The 17324-nt window shown below is 71.0% G+C and carries 16 protein-coding genes and 1 riboswitch; of the genes, 8 read left to right on the plus strand and 8 right to left on the minus strand.

The window, feature by feature from the left end:
• The first annotated feature begins 36 nt into the window (after positions 1–36).
• The 4 genes from AC067U_RS31045 to def are packed head-to-tail and all read left to right on the plus strand — an operon-like array spanning position 37 to position 4667.
• Positions 37–1542 carry an HD-GYP domain-containing protein gene (locus tag AC067U_RS31045; RefSeq protein ID WP_478833140.1) on the plus strand — a complete coding sequence of 502 codons (1506 nt, stop codon included), beginning with the start codon at positions 37–39 and terminating at the stop codon, positions 1540–1542.
• Positions 1539–2981 carry an HD-GYP domain-containing protein gene (locus tag AC067U_RS31050; protein ID WP_478833141.1) on the plus strand — a complete coding sequence of 481 codons (1443 nt, stop codon included), beginning with the start codon at positions 1539–1541 and terminating at the stop codon, positions 2979–2981. Before AC067U_RS31045 ends, AC067U_RS31050 begins: the two co-directional genes overlap by 4 nt.
• A complete protein-coding gene (locus AC067U_RS31055) occupies positions 2978–3973 on the plus strand; it encodes a tetratricopeptide repeat protein (RefSeq protein ID WP_478833142.1) in 996 nt (331 codons plus the stop codon). Before AC067U_RS31050 ends, AC067U_RS31055 begins: the two co-directional genes overlap by 4 nt.
• A gap of 58 nt (positions 3974–4031) precedes the next feature.
• On the plus strand, positions 4032–4667 hold the full coding sequence (def, locus tag AC067U_RS31060) for a peptide deformylase (RefSeq protein WP_478833143.1): 636 nt from the start codon (positions 4032–4034) through the stop codon (positions 4665–4667).
• 76 nt (positions 4668–4743) lie between these two features.
• Here the strand turns inward: def and AC067U_RS31065 are convergent, their stop codons facing one another.
• Both AC067U_RS31065 and AC067U_RS31070 read right to left on the minus strand, forming a co-directional pair.
• Positions 4744–4917 carry a hypothetical protein gene (locus AC067U_RS31065; protein ID WP_478833144.1) on the minus strand — a complete coding sequence of 58 codons (174 nt, stop codon included), beginning with the start codon at positions 4915–4917 and terminating at the stop codon, positions 4744–4746.
• Between the two features lie 103 nt (positions 4918–5020).
• Positions 5021–5986 (minus strand): helix-turn-helix domain-containing protein, encoded by a 966-nt coding sequence (locus AC067U_RS31070; RefSeq protein WP_478833145.1) that lies wholly within the window; start codon positions 5984–5986, stop codon positions 5021–5023.
• A gap of 81 nt (positions 5987–6067) precedes the next feature.
• Here AC067U_RS31070 and AC067U_RS31075 point away from each other — a divergent pair, with 81 nt between their 5' ends.
• Positions 6068–6289, plus strand: coding sequence for a hypothetical protein (locus AC067U_RS31075; RefSeq protein ID WP_478833146.1), 222 nt, complete (start codon positions 6068–6070; stop codon positions 6287–6289).
• Here the strand turns inward: AC067U_RS31075 and AC067U_RS31080 are convergent.
• From AC067U_RS31080 to AC067U_RS31090, 3 genes are all read right to left on the minus strand, one after another.
• Complete coding sequence (locus AC067U_RS31080; RefSeq protein WP_478833147.1) at positions 6244–7257, minus strand: ribonucleotide-diphosphate reductase subunit beta; 1014 nt, start codon at positions 7255–7257, stop codon at positions 6244–6246. The genes AC067U_RS31075 and AC067U_RS31080 overlap by 46 nt on opposite strands.
• Entirely contained in the window at positions 7257–9665 is a 2409-nt protein-coding gene (locus AC067U_RS31085; protein ID WP_478833148.1) for a ribonucleoside-diphosphate reductase subunit alpha, read from the minus strand. Before AC067U_RS31085 ends, AC067U_RS31080 begins: the two co-directional genes overlap by 1 nt.
• Before the next feature lie 167 nt (positions 9666–9832).
• Positions 9833–9909, minus strand: a riboswitch (adenosylcobalamin-variant (AdoCbl-variant) riboswitch).
• A gap of 75 nt (positions 9910–9984) precedes the next feature.
• Positions 9985–10500 (minus strand): GNAT family N-acetyltransferase, encoded by a 516-nt coding sequence (locus AC067U_RS31090; protein WP_478833149.1) that lies wholly within the window; start codon positions 10498–10500, stop codon positions 9985–9987.
• A gap of 78 nt (positions 10501–10578) precedes the next feature.
• Between AC067U_RS31090 and AC067U_RS31095 the strand changes: the two genes are divergently transcribed.
• Positions 10579–11163: a Uma2 family endonuclease gene (locus AC067U_RS31095; RefSeq protein ID WP_478833184.1), complete on the plus strand. Its 585-nt coding sequence runs from the start codon at positions 10579–10581 to the stop codon at positions 11161–11163.
• 60 nt (positions 11164–11223) lie between these two features.
• On the opposite strand, the gene AC067U_RS31100 is transcribed toward AC067U_RS31095, so the two are convergent.
• The 3 genes from AC067U_RS31100 to AC067U_RS31110 form a co-directional block, all read right to left on the minus strand.
• Positions 11224–11433: a YbdD/YjiX family protein gene (locus AC067U_RS31100; protein WP_478833150.1), complete on the minus strand. Its 210-nt coding sequence runs from the start codon at positions 11431–11433 to the stop codon at positions 11224–11226.
• Positions 11430–13583, minus strand: coding sequence for a carbon starvation CstA family protein (locus AC067U_RS31105; RefSeq protein WP_478833151.1), 2154 nt, complete (start codon positions 13581–13583; stop codon positions 11430–11432). The genes AC067U_RS31100 and AC067U_RS31105 overlap by 4 nt, the downstream gene beginning before the upstream one ends.
• A 183-nt stretch (positions 13584–13766) precedes the next feature.
• Positions 13767–14531, minus strand: a complete 765-nt coding sequence (locus AC067U_RS31110) for a GntR family transcriptional regulator (RefSeq protein WP_478833152.1) — start codon at positions 14529–14531, stop codon at positions 13767–13769.
• A 292-nt stretch (positions 14532–14823) separates the two neighbouring features.
• Between AC067U_RS31110 and AC067U_RS31115 the strand changes: the two genes are divergently transcribed.
• On the plus strand, positions 14824–16107 hold the full coding sequence (locus AC067U_RS31115; RefSeq protein ID WP_478833153.1) for an extracellular solute-binding protein: 1284 nt from the start codon (positions 14824–14826) through the stop codon (positions 16105–16107).
• 126 nt (positions 16108–16233) lie between these two features.
• Positions 16234–17259, plus strand: a complete 1026-nt coding sequence (locus tag AC067U_RS31120) for a carbohydrate ABC transporter permease (protein WP_478833154.1) — start codon at positions 16234–16236, stop codon at positions 17257–17259.
• The last annotated feature ends 65 nt before the right edge of the window (positions 17260–17324 follow it).

Below are 17324 nucleotides of genomic sequence, written 5' to 3' on the forward strand. Positions count from 1 at the left end.
TACTCGCCCGCCAGGCCACAGGGGAGGAGAACACCCATGCGCGGACTTCCGCCGGGCGCGCGTCTTTTCCTCTGCTGCGCCGCCGCCGGTTCCGTCGCCTGCCTGGCGCCCGCCCTCACCGGCGCCGCCGCCGTGCCCTGGCCGGCCACGGCCCTGCTGTGCGCGCTCTACCTCTGCTGTGAACTGGTGAAGTCCGCCCCGTTCCCGGGCAGTCGGGTGCCCGAGGGCATCGGTTCCTTCTTCCCGGTCGTGCAGGCCGCCGTCTTCCTGCTGCCGCCGTCGGCCGCCGCGCTGGCCGCGGTGCCCGGGGCGCTCGCCGGGGAAGCCGCACAGCCCGCGCCCGGGGTGCGCGGGGCCTGGGTGCGCAGGACCTGGCACGCGGTCCAGCAGTCCATGGCCGCATGGACGGCCGGGCAGACCTTCGGCCTGCTGGGCGGGCCCGCAGCGCTCGGCGGCCTGGACCACGGGGCGGCGGGACCGCCGGACTTCCCCCGGGTGATGCTGCCGGCCGCCGCCGCGGCCCTCGCCTTCTGCCTGGTGCTCACCGCCCTCGACGGGAGCGTCCTGGCCGCCGCCGAGCGGCGGCCCGCCGCCACCGCCTGGCGCGGACTGCTGCCCCTCCCGCTGACGGCGTCCGGGTCCACCGGAACCCCGACCATCGCCCCGCACCTGGTCCACGGCCTGGCCGGCCTGATGATGGCCGTGCTGTGGCGCAGCCCGTACGGGCCCCCGGCCGCCCTCGCCGTGCTGCTGCCCGTCTGCGTCACCTGCTGGGTCTCCGCCCAGTACCGCCGCGAACGCGCCGCCCACCGGGCCACCATCCGCGCCCTCGTCCAGGCGGTCGACATCAAGGACCGCTACACCCGCGGGCACAGCGAGCGCGTCGGCCAGGCCTCCGCGATGATCGCCCGCGAGCTCGGCATGTCCGAGGAGCGCCAGGAGGCGGTCCGGATCGCCGGCATCCTGCACGACGTCGGCAAGCTCGGCGTCCCCACCCGGCTGCTGCGCAAGGACGGACCGCTCACCCCCGAGGAACGCCGCACCATCGAACTGCACCCCGAGTACGGCCATGAGATGGTCCGCGGCATCGGCTTCCTCGGGGAGGCCCGGGCGGCGATCCTGCACCACCACGAACGCGTCGACGGCTCCGGCTACCCCTACGGCCTGACCGGCGACCAGATCCCGGTACCGGCCCGGGTGGTGGCCGTCGCCGACGCCTTCGACGCCATGACCTCCACCCGCTCCTACAGCCGCGCCCGGCCCGTCCCGGTCGCCCTCGCCGAGCTCGAACGCTGTGCCGGATCCCAGTTCGACCCGGAGATGGTGCGCGCCCTGGCCGCCGCGATCCGCCGGCACGGCTGGCACCCGGTGGTCACCTCGGACGCCGACCTCCAGACCCTCCCCGCCGGCCCGGAACCGTCCCCGCCGAACGCCCTCTCCGACCGGGGCGGGGACACCGGCGGACGCGCGCACTCCGAATCCGTCCGGGCCGGCGGCCGCGCCGGGGAAACCGGCCGGACCGGCCGGACCGGCATCCGATGAGCCCGGGCATCGTGTGGGCCGTCCGCGGCACGGCCGGCGCGCTGACCGCGGCCGCCCTCGGCCACACCCTCTGGCACGGCATCACCGGGCCCGGCACCGCGTTGGTCTTCGGCCTGCTGATCACCGTGGGCGAGCTGGGCCGCGGGGACATCCGGGACCGCTCCGGCCGGCTGCCGCCCGGAGCCGGCCGGGCGGCGCCGCTCGCCTCCGCCGGCGCCCTCGCGTACGCCCTGCTCAGCCAGAACGCCGGCACCCCCGCCCACCACGGGGTGCTCCAGACCGTGGCCGTGGTCGCCGCCGCAGCCCTGGCCGGGACCGTCCCGCACATCGCCCGCGGCCACGGCCCAGCCCTCGACCACCTCGCCCACCGGGTGCTTACCGTGGCCTTCGCCGCCGCCTGCTTCCGGCCGCTCCACACCTCCGGAAGGCTGGACGAGATGGTCGGGCACGGCCCGTACCTGGTGCCGTTCCTGTTCTGTCTGCTCGGCCTGACCGCCCTGTGCGACGCCGCGACGGCCGCCGCCCTCGTCCGGGCCCGCACCGGCCGTCCGTACGGGCCGCTGCTCCGGGACGAGCTGCGCGCCCTCGCCGGGATCGGCTCGGCGATCTGCGCCACCGGGGTGGTGATGGCCCTGGGCGTGGCCGTGGCCGGGCTGTGGGCCCTGCCCGTGTTCAGCGTGCCGCTGCTGCTCACCCGGATGTCCTTCCGGCGGATCTCGGCGATCCGCACGACGTACCGGCAGACCGTCACCTCGCTGGCCCGGGCCACCGAGATCGCCGGCTGCACCCCGCCGGGCCATGCCCGCCGGGTCGCCGCGCTCAGCTGTGCCGTCGGCCGGGAACTCGGGCTGTCGGCACGGGAACTGACCGTCCTGGAGTACGCCGCGCTCATCCACGACATCGGCAGGCTGTCCCTGGCCGACCCGGTCCCGGCCGGGACCGGCGTCCCCCTGTCCGCCGCCGAGGCCCGCCGGATCGCCGGGCTCGGCGGGCAGGTGGCCCGGCAGACCGGAGTGCCCGCGGAGGTCGCCGTCGTGGTCGAGCGGCAGGCCGACCCGTACCGGCAACAGCCCGTGGCCGCCCGGATCGTCCGGGTGGCCGACGCCTACGACGAGCTGGCCGGCGGGGCCCGGAACCCCGGCGGCTCACTGGAGGCCCTGGAGCGGCTGCGGCTCGGCACGGGGCGGGACTACCAGCCCGAGGTGGTCGAGTGCCTGGCGCACGTTCTGCGAGGGGACCGGCCCCGGAGGGACACGGCCGCAGAGCGGCGCGGCCCGGGTGAGACGGGCCCCGACGTGATGGAATCACCGCTGTTCGGGCGGGGTAACCCATGGGTAATGAGCGGCCGTCCGAGTGGGCATGGTTGGATGCGAAGTGGAGAGTGTCCGCAAGGCTGCACCCACAGGCAGCACCGTTGGACCGGCAGGCGGGAACAGTGAGGATCTTCGGGAAGGTACGGCACAGGCCCTCCGCCTCTTGGCGGCAGGCCACCGACCGCGCGTTCACGCTGATCGGCGACGGTCGGTACGAGGACGCGGGCGCTCTGCTGACCAGAGCCGCGGACCTGGAGCCCTGGCTGTCGGAGTCCTGGTTCAACCTGGCCCTGCTGCACAAGTTCCGGCACGACTGGGAGCAGGCCCGGGCCGCCGGTCTGCGCGCCGTCGCCCTGCTGGACCGGGCGGCCGGCGCACCCGACTGGTGGAACGTGGGCATCGCCGCCACCGCCCTGCAGGACTGGCCGCTGGCGCGGCGGGCCTGGCAGGCGTACGGGCTGAAGGTCCCGGGCCATCCGCACGGCACGGGCGGCTCGGCCGAGCCGGTGGGCATGGAACTGGGCAGCGCAGCGGTACGGCTCTCGCCCGAGGGCGAGGCCGAGGTGGTCTGGGGCCGCCGGCTGGACCCGGCCCGCATGGAGGTCCTGTCGATCCCGCTGCCGTCCTCCGGGCGGCGCTGGGGCGAGGTCGTGCTGCACGACGGAGTCCCGCACGGCGAGCGGGTGACCGCGGCCGGGCCCGCCTACCCCGTCTTCGACGAGATCGAGTTGTGGGCGCCCTCGCCCGTGCCGACCTGGGTGGTGCTGCTGGAGGCCGCCGCCGAGGAGGACCGGGACGCCCTGGAGCGGCTGGCCTCGGACGCCGGGTTCGCCGCCGAGGACTGGTCCTCGTCGGTCCGGCTGCTCTGCCGGACCTGCTCGGAGAGCTCGATGCCGAGCGACGAGGGCGAAGGGGAGCACCTGGACCCGCACGACCACAGCGAGCCCGGCCACCCCGGCCCGCTGGGCCACCGTACGGCCGGCTCCGGCTCGCTCTGGGTGCCCGAGCGGGAGTGCGGGATCGCCGCCCCGGCGGGGCTGGTGCGCGGGCTGCTGGAGGGCTGGGTGGCGGACAGCCCCGACACCCGGTCCTGGCGGGATCTCGAGGAAGTCTGCTGAGCCCGGCACGTAGGCTGTACGGGCACACCAGAGACTTCAGGGAAGGCGTACGCGGGACATGGCGCAGCAGGAGAACGAGGTCCTCAGGGTCGATGACGACGGCTACGTCGTGGACACCGAGGACTGTGAGGCGCGTGAGCTCGCCTACCGGGAGCGCGGCACGGCCCGGCCGATCACCGTGGTCGGCAACCCGGTGCTGCACCGCGAGTGCAAGGACGTCACCGAGTTCGGCGAGGAGCTCGCCCGGCTGATCGACGACATGTTCGCCAGCCAGAAGGCGGCGGAGGGCGTGGGCCTGGCCGCCAATCAGATCGGCGTGGACCAGAAGGTCTTCGTGTACCACTGCCCGGACGACGAGGGCGTCTACCACACCGGTGTGGTGGTCAACCCGAAGCTGGTGGAGCTCCCGGCCGACCGCCGCGTGCTGGACGACTCCAACGAGGGCTGCCTCTCGGTGCCGACCGCGTACGCCTCGCTGGCCCGCCCCGACTACGCCGAGGTGACCGGCCAGGACGCCCAGGGCAACCCGATCAAGGTGCGGGGCACCGGCTACTTCGCGCGCTGCCTGCAGCACGAGACCGACCACCTGTACGGCTACCTGTACATCGACCGCCTCTCCAAGCGCGACCGCAAGGACGCGCTGCGGCAGATGGCGGAGAACACCCCGCGCTACGAGACCGTGCCGAACGAGTAGCGACGGGCAGAACGACGTCGGCGTACGGCGAGAGGGGCCCGCTCCGGATCCGGAGCGGACCCCTCTGCTGTTTCCGCTAACCCCACTGGTCGTCGTTGGTGCCGGTCGGGGCGGTGTTCCACCGGTCGTCGTACTTGCCCACCGGGGCGGTGCCCCAGTCGGAGTCGGCCGAAGCGGTGGTGACCGCGCCGCCCAACGCAAGAGCGGCGATGGCTGCGGTGGCAAGGAGACGTGCTGTGGCGCGCGACATGTGAACCTCCGGAACATCGGCGAAGTTGACGGACTGCACGGTAGACGGGCAGGGCGCCGCCGATATACGGCCAAGATCACAGCAAGTCGGGGAACAGGCGACTTCAAGCCACCCGGGGGCCGCGGAAGGTGCGGCGGAAGGTGTTCGGGGTGGTGCCCAGGGTGCGCAGGAAGTGGTGCCGCAGCGCGGCCGCGTTGCCGAAGCCGCAGCGGCCGGCGATCGTGTCCACCGTCTCGTCCGAAGACTCCAGCAACTCCTGCGCCAGCAGGACGCGTTGGCGGAGCAGCCACTGGTAGGGGGTGGTGCCGGTCTCGGCGAGGAAGCGGCGGGCGAAGGTTCGCGGGGACATGTGCGCCCGCTCCGCCAGCTGCTCCACCGTGATCTCCTCCGCCAGGTGCCGGGACATCCACTCCAGCACCTCGCCGACGGTGTCGCAGGAGGTGCGGGGCAGCGGGCGCCGGATGTACTGGGCCTGGCCGCCGTCCCGGTGCGGCGGGACCACCATCCGGCGGGCGATGGTGTTCGCGACCTCGGCGCCGTGCTCCTGCCGGACCACGTGCAGGCAGGCGTCGATCCCGGAGGCGGTGCCGGCCGCCGTGACGACCTGGCCCTCGTCCACGTACAGCACCTCCGGGTCGACCAGGGCGCGCGGGTATCGGCGCATCAGGGTGGCCGAGTGCATCCAGTGGGTGGTGCAGCGGCGTCCGTCCAGCAGCCCGGCCGCGCCCAGCACGAAGGCGCCGCTGCACACGCTCAGCACCCGTGCGCCCCGGTCCACGGCCGCGCGCAGCGCCTCCAGCAGCGGCTCGGGGTACTCCCGCACCGGCGCCCGCCGGTCGGCCGGCAGGCAGATCAGGTCGGCCCCGTCCAGCCGCTCCAGGCCGTGTTCGGGCCGGACCGTGAGCCCGGTGTCCGCGAGGGTCAGCGGGGCCTCTTCGCCGGCGCACACCGCGAAGTCGTACACCGGCAGCCCGTCACCGCTCCGGTCGATCCCGAAGACCTCGCAGAAGATCCCGAACTCGAAGGGGGCGACGCCGTTCATCAGCACCACGGCCACGTTCTTCAGCATGCGCCCAGTGTGGCAGTAATTCGATTCATCCTGACAGTCCTGCCACTGTCCGGTGGTGATCATCCTGGCGAGAGTGGAGTCATGAACACGCTCGTGACTGCGCTCCTGAACTACCTCACCGTCCTCGCCCTCGCCGCCCTCGTGCTGGGCCCCGCCCTGTACGGGGCGGCCCGGGAACGCCGGATCGACCGGCAGCTGCGCGAGGCGCGGTCCGCCGGCCGATCCGTGGAGAAGAAGACCCGGGAGTCCCGGAAGGCTCAGAAGTCCTCGTCGAGGTCGACCGTTCCCTCGACCGCGACCTGATAGGCCGACGGCCGCCGCTCGAAGAAGTTGGTCAGTTCCTGGACACCCTGGAGCTCCATGAAGGAGAACGGGTTCTCCGAGCCGTACACCGGGGCGAAGCCGAGGCGGACCAGGCGCTGGTCGGCGACGCACTGGAGGTACTCGCGCATGGACTCGGTGTTCATGCCCGGCAGCCCGTCGCCGCACAGGTCCCGGCCGAACTGCAGCTCGGCCTCCACGGCCTCCTTGAGCATGTCGGTGACCTGCTGCCGGAGGGCGTCGTCGAAGAGCTCCGGCTCCTCCTTGCGGACGGTGTCCACGACCTCGAACGCGAAGTTCATGTGCATGGTCTCGTCGCGGAACACCCAGTTGGTGCCGGTCGCCAGGCCGTGCAGCAGACCGCGCGAGCGGAACCAGTACACGTAGGCGAACGCGCCGTAGAAGAACAGGCCCTCGATGCACGCCGCGAAGCAGATCAGGTTCAGCAGGAAGCGGCGGCGGTCGGCGGCCGTCTCCAGGCGGTCGATCGTCTCGACCGAGTCCATCCACTTGAAGCAGAACTGGGCCTTCTCGCGGATGGACGGGATGTTCTCGACCGCGTCGAAGGCCGCGGCGCGGTCCTCCGGGTCGGGCAGGTAGGTGTCGAGCAGCGTCAGGTAGAACTGGACGTGCACGGCCTCCTCGAACAGCTGGCGCGACAGGTACAGGCGCGCCTCCGGGGAGTTGATGTGCTTGTAGAGCGTCAGCACCAGGTTGTTCGCGACGATCGAGTCACCGGTCGCGAAGAACGCGACCAGGCGGCCGATCATGTGCTGTTCGGAGGGCGTCAGCTTCGCGAGGTCCGCGACGTCCGAGTGGAGGTCGACCTCCTCCACCGTCCAGGTGTTCTTGATCGCGTCCCGGTAGCGCTCGTAGAAGTCCGGGTAGCGCATCGGGCGGAGCGTGAGCTCGAAGCCGGGGTCGAGCAGGTTCTTGGCGTTGGAGCTCATTACTGGCAGGCCTCGCAGGACTCGGGGTTCTCAAGGGAGCAGGCCAGCGCCTCGGCGTCGAGGGCCTGCGGCAGCTGGGCGGGGGTGGCGGCAGCGGGGACGGCCGTGCCGGAGGCCGCGCGGGCGATCTTCGTCGCCGGGCGCGAGCGCAGGTAGTACGTGGTCTTCAGGCCCTGCTTCCAGGCGTACGCGTACATCGAGCTGAGCTTCCCGATGGTCGGCGTCTCCAGGAACAGGTTCAGCGACTGGCTCTGGTCCAGGTACGGGGTACGGGCCGCCGCCATGTCGATCAGGCCGCGCTGCGGGATCTCCCACGCCGTCCGGTACAGCTCGCGCACCTCGGCCGGGATCCAGCCGAAGCCCTGCACGGAGCCGGAGGAGTCGCGGAGCGCCTCGCGGGTCTGCGCGTCCCACACGCCGAGCTTCTTCAGGTCCTCCACCAGGTACGCGTTGACCTGGAGGAACTCGCCCGACAGCGTCTCGCGCTTGAACAGGTTGGAGACCTGCGGCTCGATGCACTCGTAGACGCCGGCGATCGAGGCGATCGTCGCGGTCGGGGCGATCGCCAGGAGGAGGGAGTTGCGCAGACCGGTGGTGGCCATGCGGGCGCGCAGGGCGGCCCAGCGCTCCGGCCAGGCGAGCGTGACGTCGTAGTGGTCGGGGTGCAGGACGCCACGGGCGGTACGGGTCTCCGCCCAGGCGGGCAGCGGGCCGTTGCGCTCGGCGAGGTCGGTGGAGGCCTCGTACGCGGCCAGCATGATCCGCTCGGCGATCTTCGTGGAGAGCGCCTTGGCCTCCGCGGAGTCGAAGGGCAGGCGCAGCTTGAAGAAGACGTCCTGGAGGCCCATCGCGCCCAAGCCCACCGGACGCCACCGGGCGTTGGAACGGCCGGCCTGCTCGGTCGGGTAGAAGTTGATGTCCACGACGCGGTCGAGGAAGGTGACGGCCGTGCGGACGGTCTCGTCCAGGCGCTCCCAGTCCATCTCCCCGTCGGCGACGAACGCGCCGAGGTTGACCGAGCCGAGGTTGCAGACGGCGGTCTCGCCGTCGTTGGTGACCTCGATGATCTCGGTGCACAGGTTCGAGGAGTGGACGACGGTGCCGGGCAGCGCGGTCTGGTTGGCGGTCCGGTTGGAGGTGTCCTTGAAGGTCATCCAGCCCTGGCCGGTCTGCGCGAGGGTGCGCATCATGCGGCCGTACAGCTCGCGGGCGGGCATCGTCTTCCTGGCCAGGCCCGCCTGCTCGGCCTTGACGTAGGCGGCGTCGAAGTCGGCGCCGTGGAGGTCGACCAGCTCGGGCACGTCGGCGGGGGAGAACAGCGACCAGTCGGCGTCCGCGTTGACCCGGCGCATGAACTCGTCCGGGATCCAGTGCGCCAGGTTCAGGTTGTGGGTGCGGCGGGCGTCCTCGCCGGTGTTGTCGCGGAGCTCCAGGAACTCCTCGATGTCGGCGTGCCAGGTCTCCAGGTAGACGGCGGCGGCGCCCTTGCGGCGGCCGCCCTGGTTCACCGCGGCGACCGAGGCGTCCAGGGTCTTCAGGAACGGCACGATGCCGTTGGAGTGGCCGTTGGTGCCGCGGATCAGCGAACCGCGGGCGCGGATCCGGGAGTACGACAGGCCGATGCCGCCGGCGTGCTTCGACAGCCGGGCCACCTGGTGGTAGCGGTCGTAGATGGAGTCCAGCTCGTCCAGCGGGGAGTCCAGCAGGTAGCAGGAGGACATCTGCGGGTGCCGGGTGCCGGAGTTGAAGAGGGTGGGGGAGGAGGGCAGGTAGTCCAGCCGGTTCATCAGCCCGTACAGGGAGGCGACCTCCTCCACCGCGCGGACGCTCTCGTCCTCGGCGAGGCCGCAGGCCACGCGGAGCATGAAGTGCTGCGGGGTCTCGATGACCTGGCGGGTGATCGGGTGGCGCAGCAGGTAGCGGCTGTGCAGGGTGCGCAGGCCGAAGAAGCCGAAGCGGTCGTCGGCGCCGTCGGCGAGGGCGTGCCCGACCATCGCGTCGAGGCGGGCGGCGTGGGCGGCGACGAACTCCGCGGTCCGGTCGGCGATGAGGCCCTCGCGGTGGCCGACGGCGACCGACTCGGTGAAGGAGGTCACGCCCTGGCCGGCGGCCTCCTCGGCGATGGTGAGGGTCAGCAGCCGGGCCGCCAGCTTTGAGTACGCCGGGTCCTCGGAGATCAGCCCCGCGGCGGCCTCGGTGGCCAGCCCGCGCAGCTCGGCCTCGTCCGCGTCGGCGCTGCGGCCGCGCAGCGCGGCGGCGGCGACCCGGCCGGGGTCGGTGTCGGGAAGGTCTGCGGTCAGCTCGGTGAGAGTCCGCAGCAGTGCGGCCCCCGGTCCCTCGGTGCCCTTGGTGTCCCCGGAGGACGGGTCGGCGGACTCGGCGCGCGGTGCGGCAGGCGCGATGGTCACGGGGGGAGCTCTCCCTCGCTCGGCTCCGGAATCCCTGCGGGCGGGCGCGAGGCAGCGCGCGTACGGGAGCGGCGGGGCGGGAAGCGAGCGCAGCACCGTACGGCGTCCACCGGCCCAACCGCGAGGCCCGGACGTATCGGCACCCGGGACGGTCGTACCCGGGCGCACCGTCGGCAGGTACTCGGACTTTTCATACCGTTGCGGGACAGTTCCGGATTCTCACCGGATTCCCCTGCGTCGACAGCGAGGATGAGCATACATGTGGGGGCGGCCCTGTGATGCCACCCCCACATGTTGTGTCCCCTGGTCGGCGCTCCGGCTACTGATCGGTTCCGTACAGCTCCAGCGAGTAGGTGAGCAGCGGCACACTCGGGACCGGTGACCAGTCCCGCTCGGGCGTCCGTACGAAGCCCATGCGGGCGTAGATCCGGTGCGCGGCGCGCATGGCCGGCTGTGTGGACAGCACCAGGGCCCGCACCCCGTCGATGGCCCGGGCGCGGTCGATACAGGCACGGACGAGAGCCTCGCCGACGCCTTGTCCGCGGGCCTCCCCGGCCACGGCCAGCATCCGGAACTCGGCCTCGTCCGGCCCGGCGATGTCGCAGTAGCGGCTCCCGGGCGGAGCGAACGCGACCCCGCCGAGCAGCGTCCCGTCCTCCCGTACGGCGACCAGCACGGCGGAGTCCTCCGCCCGCGCCGCCACGTCCCGCAACACCCCGAGGTAGTACCCGTCGGGGTTGGCGTCGAGCAGCCCGTCCCCCACGTACGCCTGCGCGGTGATCTCCCCGAGGGCCTCGTACTCCTCGGGCCTTGCCTCCCTGATCACGATGTCCATGCGGTCGAGTGTGCAGGACGGCTGTCGGTGCCCGCCGCTATCGTCGAAGACAGCACCGTCGAGAAGGGCGAGCGAGGCATGACCGTGACGACAGACCGGCCCCACATGCTGACTGACGACTTCGAAGCCGTAGCGCGCATAGCCGCCCGCGAGAGGGAGGGGACGCGGCTGGAATTCATCGACGGGGTCATCAGGAGCAAGGCAATGCCGGACGGCGATCACGGGCGGATCATCCAGTGGCTGCTCAAGATCTGCATGCAGTCACGGCCCGACTTGTTCCTGCACCCGGGGCAGGGGATCAAGGCGCAGGACTACCGGACCGGGCGGGCCATTCCCGACGCGGTGCTGGCGCATCCGGATGCCTTCGTCGGGCAGGGTGACTGGGTCGAGCCCGACCCCATCCTCATGGCCGTCGAAGTGACGTCGTGGGATTCCGACACGCAGCGGCGGGACCACGTCGAGAAGCCCCGGGCGTACGCAGAGACGGGCATTCCCGTTTACCTGCTGATCGACCGGGCGAAGTGCGAACTCTCGGTCTACAGCCAGCCCAACGGCCGCCGGTACGAGAGTGTCCACATCGTGCCCTACGGCACGGACATCGCGCTGCCGGACCCTGTCGGCATCACCCTGCAGACCGAAATCCTCAAGGACTGGGTGCGCTGACGCACAACACGCGCGAGGGGCTCCGCCGGATCGGCGGGGCCCCTCGCGCGAGCGGATTGCTCAGCAGCAGCGGAACCCTTCCCGCGGGTCCGCCTCCCGGGCGTCCACCCGGGCCCGCTCGAAGTCCCTGCGGGTCATGACCTCGGCGTCCGGGTCGTGGCCGCGGGCGTGGGCGACGTAGCGGTCGTACGCCGCCTCACCGGAGAACTCCCGTACGTAGTACCGGACCTTGGCCATACGGTCCGCCAGCCGGTCCCGCAGGGCGGTCATGCCACCGGCTCCGAGACCTTGCCGCCGCCCGAGTCCAGGCCGGCCGCCGCCAGTTCGGCCTTCTCCTCGGCCGTCGGGAGCAGCCCGGCCGGAGCGACGATCTTCGACTCGGTCCACGGGACCTCGGAGAGGACGGCCGTTTCGGGCCGGCGGACGGCCTTGACGCAGGTCCGGGCCGCGTCCGCGAGGACGATGATGATCAGGATCGCGAAGAGGGCGCACAGGACGCCGTCGACCGTGGCGTTGGTGACCACCGTGTGCATGTCGTCCATCGACTTCGCGGGCGGCAGCACCTTGTCCGCGTCGATCCCCGCCTGGTACTTGTCGCGCTGCGCGAAGAAGCCGACCTTCACATCGTCCGAGAAGATCTTCTGGTAGCTCGCGGTCAGCGTCACGGTCGCGTCCCACACCAGCGGAACGCCGGTCACCCAGGCCCACTTGAGCCGTCCGGACTTGACCAGCAGGGTGGTGCAGACGGCCAGCGCGACCGCGGCGAGCAGCTGGTTGGCGATGCCGAAGAGCGGGAACAGCTGATTGATGCCGCCCAGCGGGTCCTTGATGCCCACCCACAGGAAGTAGCCCCAGCCGCCGACAACGATCGCGCTCGCGAACCACACGCCCGGCTTCCAGCTGACGTCCTTGAAGGACTTGTGGACGTTGCCGAGGGTGTCCTGGAGCATGAACCGGCCTACGCGGGTGCCCGCGTCCAGTGTGGTCAGGATGAAGAGGGCCTCGAACATGATGGCGAAGTGGTACCAGAACGCCTTCATCCCGGCGCCGCCGATCACGGAGGAGAAGATCTCCGACATTCCGAGTGCGAAGGTCGGTGCGCCGCCGGTGCGGGACAGCAGGGTGGCTTCTTCGACGTCCTTCGCGGCCTGGGTGAGCGCCTCGGGCGAGATCGCGAAGCCGAAGTTGGTGACCGCCTGGGAGGCGGTCTCGACCGTGGTGCCGACGACCCCGCCGGGGGAGTTGACGGCGAAGAAGAGTCCGGGCTCGATGATGCAGGCCGCGATGATCGCCATGACGGCGACGAAGGACTCGGTCAGCATCGCGCCGTAGCCGATCATCCGGACCTGGGTCTCCTTCTGGATCATCTTCGGGGTGGTGCCCGAGGAGACCAGGGCGTGGAAGCCCGAGAGCGCGCCGCACGCGATGGTGATGAAGACGAACGGGAACATCGACCCGGCGAAGACCGGGCCGTCGCCGCGCGCGGCGAAGTCGGTGACCGAGGGCATCTTCAGCGTGGGCATCGCGATCACCACGCCGAGCGCCAGCAGCGCGATGGTGCCGATCTTCATGAAGGTGGAGAGGTAGTCCCGGGGCGCGAGCAGCATCCAGACCGGCAGCACCGAGGCCAGGAAGCCGTACACCACCATCCAGATGACCAGGGTCTCCTTCTCCAGGGTGAAGGTGCCCGCCAGCGAGGACTCCGCGACCCAGCCGCCGGCGACGATGGCGAGCAGCAGCAGCGCCACGCCGATCACGGAGACCTCGGTGACCCGGCCCGGCCGCAGGACGCGCAGGTAGAAGCCCATGAAGACGGCGATCGGGATGGTCATGCCGATGGAGAAGACGCCCCACGGTGAGTGTGCGAGGGCGTTGACGATGACCAGCGCGAGCACCGCGAGCAGGATGATCATGATGGCGAACACCGCGACCAGGGCGGCGGCTCCGCCCACCGGGCCGATCTCGTCGCGGGCCATCTGGCCGAGCGAGCGGCCGTCGCGCCGGGTGGAGAAGAACAGGGTGACCATGTCCTGCACGGCGCCGGCGAAGATCACGCCGGCCGCGATCCAGATGGTGCCGGGCAGGTAGCCCATCTGTGCGGCGAGCACCGGGCCGACCAGCGGGCCGGCGCCGGCCACCGCGGCGAAGTGGTGGCCGAAGAGGACCCGGCGGTCGGTCGGATGGAAGTCGACACCGTTGTCAAGGCGTTCGGCCGGGGTGGCCCGGGTGCGGTCGACCTTGAGCACCCGGTTCGCGATGAACTTGGAGTAGAAGCGGTAGCCGATCGCGTACGAGCCGAGCGCGGCGGCGAGCAGCCAGGCGGCCGAGATCTCCTCGCCTCGGGAGAGCGCGAGCACGCCCCAGCCGATGGCGCCGACGAGTGCCACGAGCACCCAGATGGCGATCGACTGAGGCGTCATGCGCCGTTCTGCCGTTGTTGCTCCTGGTTCTGCCATGACCCTCGTCCCCTCGTTGATCACTGCACAAGTGCAGGGAATCTATGGGGGGCGGCACGCCCGGCGTAAGACCCCGTCCGGAATCCGGTCACGAGAATCCGTTGAGAGTTCGTGGAGGAACCGTGGGGGCCCGGTGGAGCGGTGGGGTCAGACGGCCGGACGCTTGAGCCGGGCCACGAACTTGTACCGGTCGCCGCGGTACACCGACCGCACCCACTCGACGGGTTCGCCGTCCGCGTCGAAGGAGTGCCGGGACAGCATCAGCATCGGCAGGCCCACGTCGGTGCCGAGCAGTCCGGCCTCGCGCGGGGTGGCCAGCGAGGTCTCGATGGTCTCCTCGGCCTCCGCGAGGTGGACGTCGTACACCTCGGCGAGAGCGGTGTACAGCGAGGTGTACTTGACCAGCGAGCGGCGCAGCGCGGGGAAGCGCTTGGCCGAGAGGTGGGTGGCCTCGATGGCCATCGGCTCGCCGCTGGCCAGCCGCAGCCGCTCGATCCGCAGCACCCGCCCGCCGGTGGGGATCTTCAGCAGGCCGGCCAGGGTGTCGTCGGCGGTGACGTAGCCGATGTCGAGCAGCTGGGAGGTCGGCTCCAGTCCCTGGGCCCGCATGTCCTCGGTGTACGAGGTGAGCTGCAGGGCCTGCGAGACCTTGGGCTTCGCGACGAACGTGCCCTTGCCCTGGATGCGTTCGAGCCGGCCCTCGACGACGAGCTCCTGCAGCGCCTGCCGGACGGTGGTCCGCGAGGTGTCGAACTCCGCGGCGAGGGTGCGTTCCGGCGGCACCGGGGTGCCGGGCGGCAGGGTCTCGGTCATCTCCAGCAAGTGCCGCTTGAGCCGGTAGTACTTGGGTACACGCGCGGTGCGAGTGGCTGCTCCGCCGTCCGGCTCAGTGAGCGCCCCTTCGGTGGCCATTGCCGCCCGCCTTCCCGACTCCAGTTCTGCTGCCGTCACCGGCTCCTCCGATATGTCGCTGTCACATCGTGACACGTGCCGGAGGGTGGACCTCGCCCCTCCTCAGGTGTCGGTCCGGTAACGGACCGAGCACCCGCTCATTAGACCCTTGACACCCCTAAAGGTCTAGGCCAAGCTCCGGGTACTGGTCTAAACCAATCATGAACCAGGTCCCAGCCCCACAGGCAGTACTTGGCGTATGTCATCGCGGCGGGCAAGGGAAGTGCAATGCAGCATCCCTGAGGAGGGTGGCGTGAAGCGCAAGCTCATCGCGGCGGTCGGTGTCGCGGGCATGGTGATCGGCCTCGCGGCGTGTGGCGGCGGGGACGATGACAAGGGGAAGACCGACGCGAACGGCAACAAGGAGCTCACCGTCTGGGTGATGGACGGCTCCGCGCCCGAGCCGTGGCTCGACGCGGTGAACAAGGAGTTCGAGGCCGCGCACCCGGGCACCAAGGTCAAGGTCGAGGTCCAGCAGTGGAAGGGCATCCAGGAGAAGGTCACCACGGCCCTCTCCGAGAACACCCCGCCGGACGTCATCGAGCTCGGCAACACCCAGACCTCCGGCTACGCGGTCACCGGCGGCCTCGCCGACCTCACCGCCGACAAGGCCAAGCTCGGCGCGGACGCCTGGGCCAAGAGCATGCTCCCCTCCGCCGAGGTGGACGGCAAGCTGTACTCCGCCCCCTGGTACGCCGCCAACCGTGTGGTCGTCTACGACAAGAAGGCCTACGCCAAGGCTGGCGTCACCCCGCCCAAGACCCGCGACGAGTGGATCGCCGGCCTGGAGAAGCTGAAGGCCGCCGACCCGGCCACCCAGCCCATCTACCTCCCGGGCCAGAGCTGGTACGTCCTCGCCGGCTTCGTCTGGGACGAGGGCGGCGACCTCGCCGTCAAGGACGGCGACAAGTGGAAGGGCCAGCTCGGCACCCCCGCCGCCAAGAACGGCATGGAGTTCTACAAGAAGCTCCAGGGTTATTCCACCGCCCCCAAGGACAAGGACGAGGCCACTCCGCAGCAGTCCACCGACATCGTTCCCAAGGGCGGCGTCGCCTCCTGGATCGGTCTCGGCTGGGAGGCCGCCGGCGCCGAGAAGGCCCTGAAGGACGCGGGCAAGGAAGCCGACTTCGGTTACTTCCCGATCCCCGGCAAGACCGCGGACAAGCCGGGCGCCACCTTCCTCGGCGGCTCCAACCTCGCCATCGCCGAGCGCTCCAAGAACAAGGACCTGGCCAAGGAGTGGCTGGCCCTCGCCGCCGGCAAGGACCAGATGACCAAGTACGCCGCCGAGCTCAAGGGCGCGCTGCTGCCCAACCAGGAGGCCGCGAACTTCAAGGCCCCGGCCGGCTCCTTCGCCGAGGCCATGGCCCAGGGCGCCGTCTCCGGCAAGATCACCCCGATCACCCCGGGCTGGGCGAACGTCGAGACCGAGCCGAACCCCATCAAGGAGTTCATGACCAAGGTCCTCAAGGGTGAGGACGCCACGAAGGCGGGCGAGGCGGCCGACAAGGAAATCGCGAGCCGCATCAACAAGTAACGCCCGGCTGCCGGACAGCACCACCCGAGCACCACCACGCACCGGGGGTGCGGCAGACGCGCCCCAGCGCTCGCCGTGCCCCCGGTCGCGCATTGACGCCACAGTCAACCGCGAGGAAACAACGACATGACCGTGCACTCCCGGGGAGCGACGACCAGCGCTCCAGAGGACGCACCACAGAAGTCCGCCGGAAGCCCGCCCGCGCCGCCGACGCAGACCGCTCCCGGACCGGACCGGCCGTCTCCTCGCGGGGGCAGGAAGTCGCTGCCGTCCGGCTGGCTGCCGTACGCGCTGATCGCGCCGGCCGTCATCAGCCTCGCCGGGCTGTTGCTCTACCCGTTCGCCAAGAACATCCTGCTGTCCTTCCAGCGGGTCAACCGGATCGAACTGATCCAGCGCAAGACCCCGTTCACCGGGTTCGACAACTACACCGAACTGCTCGGCGACTCCCAGTTCTGGACCGTGGTCGTCCGGACCTTCGCCTTCACGGCCGCCAACGTCGCGCTCGTCATGGTGCTCGGCAGCCTCATCGGCATCCTGCTCAACCGCCTGGGCAAGTGGATGCGCCTGGTCCTCTCGGTGTCCCTGGTGATGGCCTGGGCCATGCCCATCGTCGCCTCGGTCACCGTCTTCCAGTGGCTCTTCGACGAGCAGTTCGGCGTCGTCAACTGGATGATGCGCACGCTCGGCTTCTCCGGCTACGAGCAGCACAACTGGTTCGAGACCGGCTTCTCCACCCTGGCGATCATCACCGTCCTGGTGGTCTGGGGCTCCATCCCCTTCGTCGCCCTCAACATGTACGCCGGCCTCACCACGGTGGGAGCCGAGCTGTACGAGGCCGCCAAGATGGACGGCGCGAACGGCTGGCAGACCTTCTGGAAGGTCGTCTTCCCCAACCTGAAGTCCTTCTTCCTGATCACCACCTTCCTGGAGGTGATCTGGATCTTCAAGGTGTTCACCCAGGTCTACGCGATGCGGGCCGGCGGCCCCGACCGCGCCTCCGAGACCCTCCCGGTCTTCGCCTACATCGAGGGCCAGAGCCAGGGCCACTACGGCCTCGCGGCCGCGATCTCCGTGCTGACGATCGTCATGCTCGTGGTCGTCATGTCCTTCTACTTCCGCCTGATCCTCAAGCAGGAGGACGAGAGTTGAGCACGCACCCGCAGCAGACCACGCGCCAGACCCTCCGCACGCGCAGGCCGGTCCGGCCCGCCGCG

Source organism: Streptomyces sp. NPDC043853 (assembly GCF_056436025.1).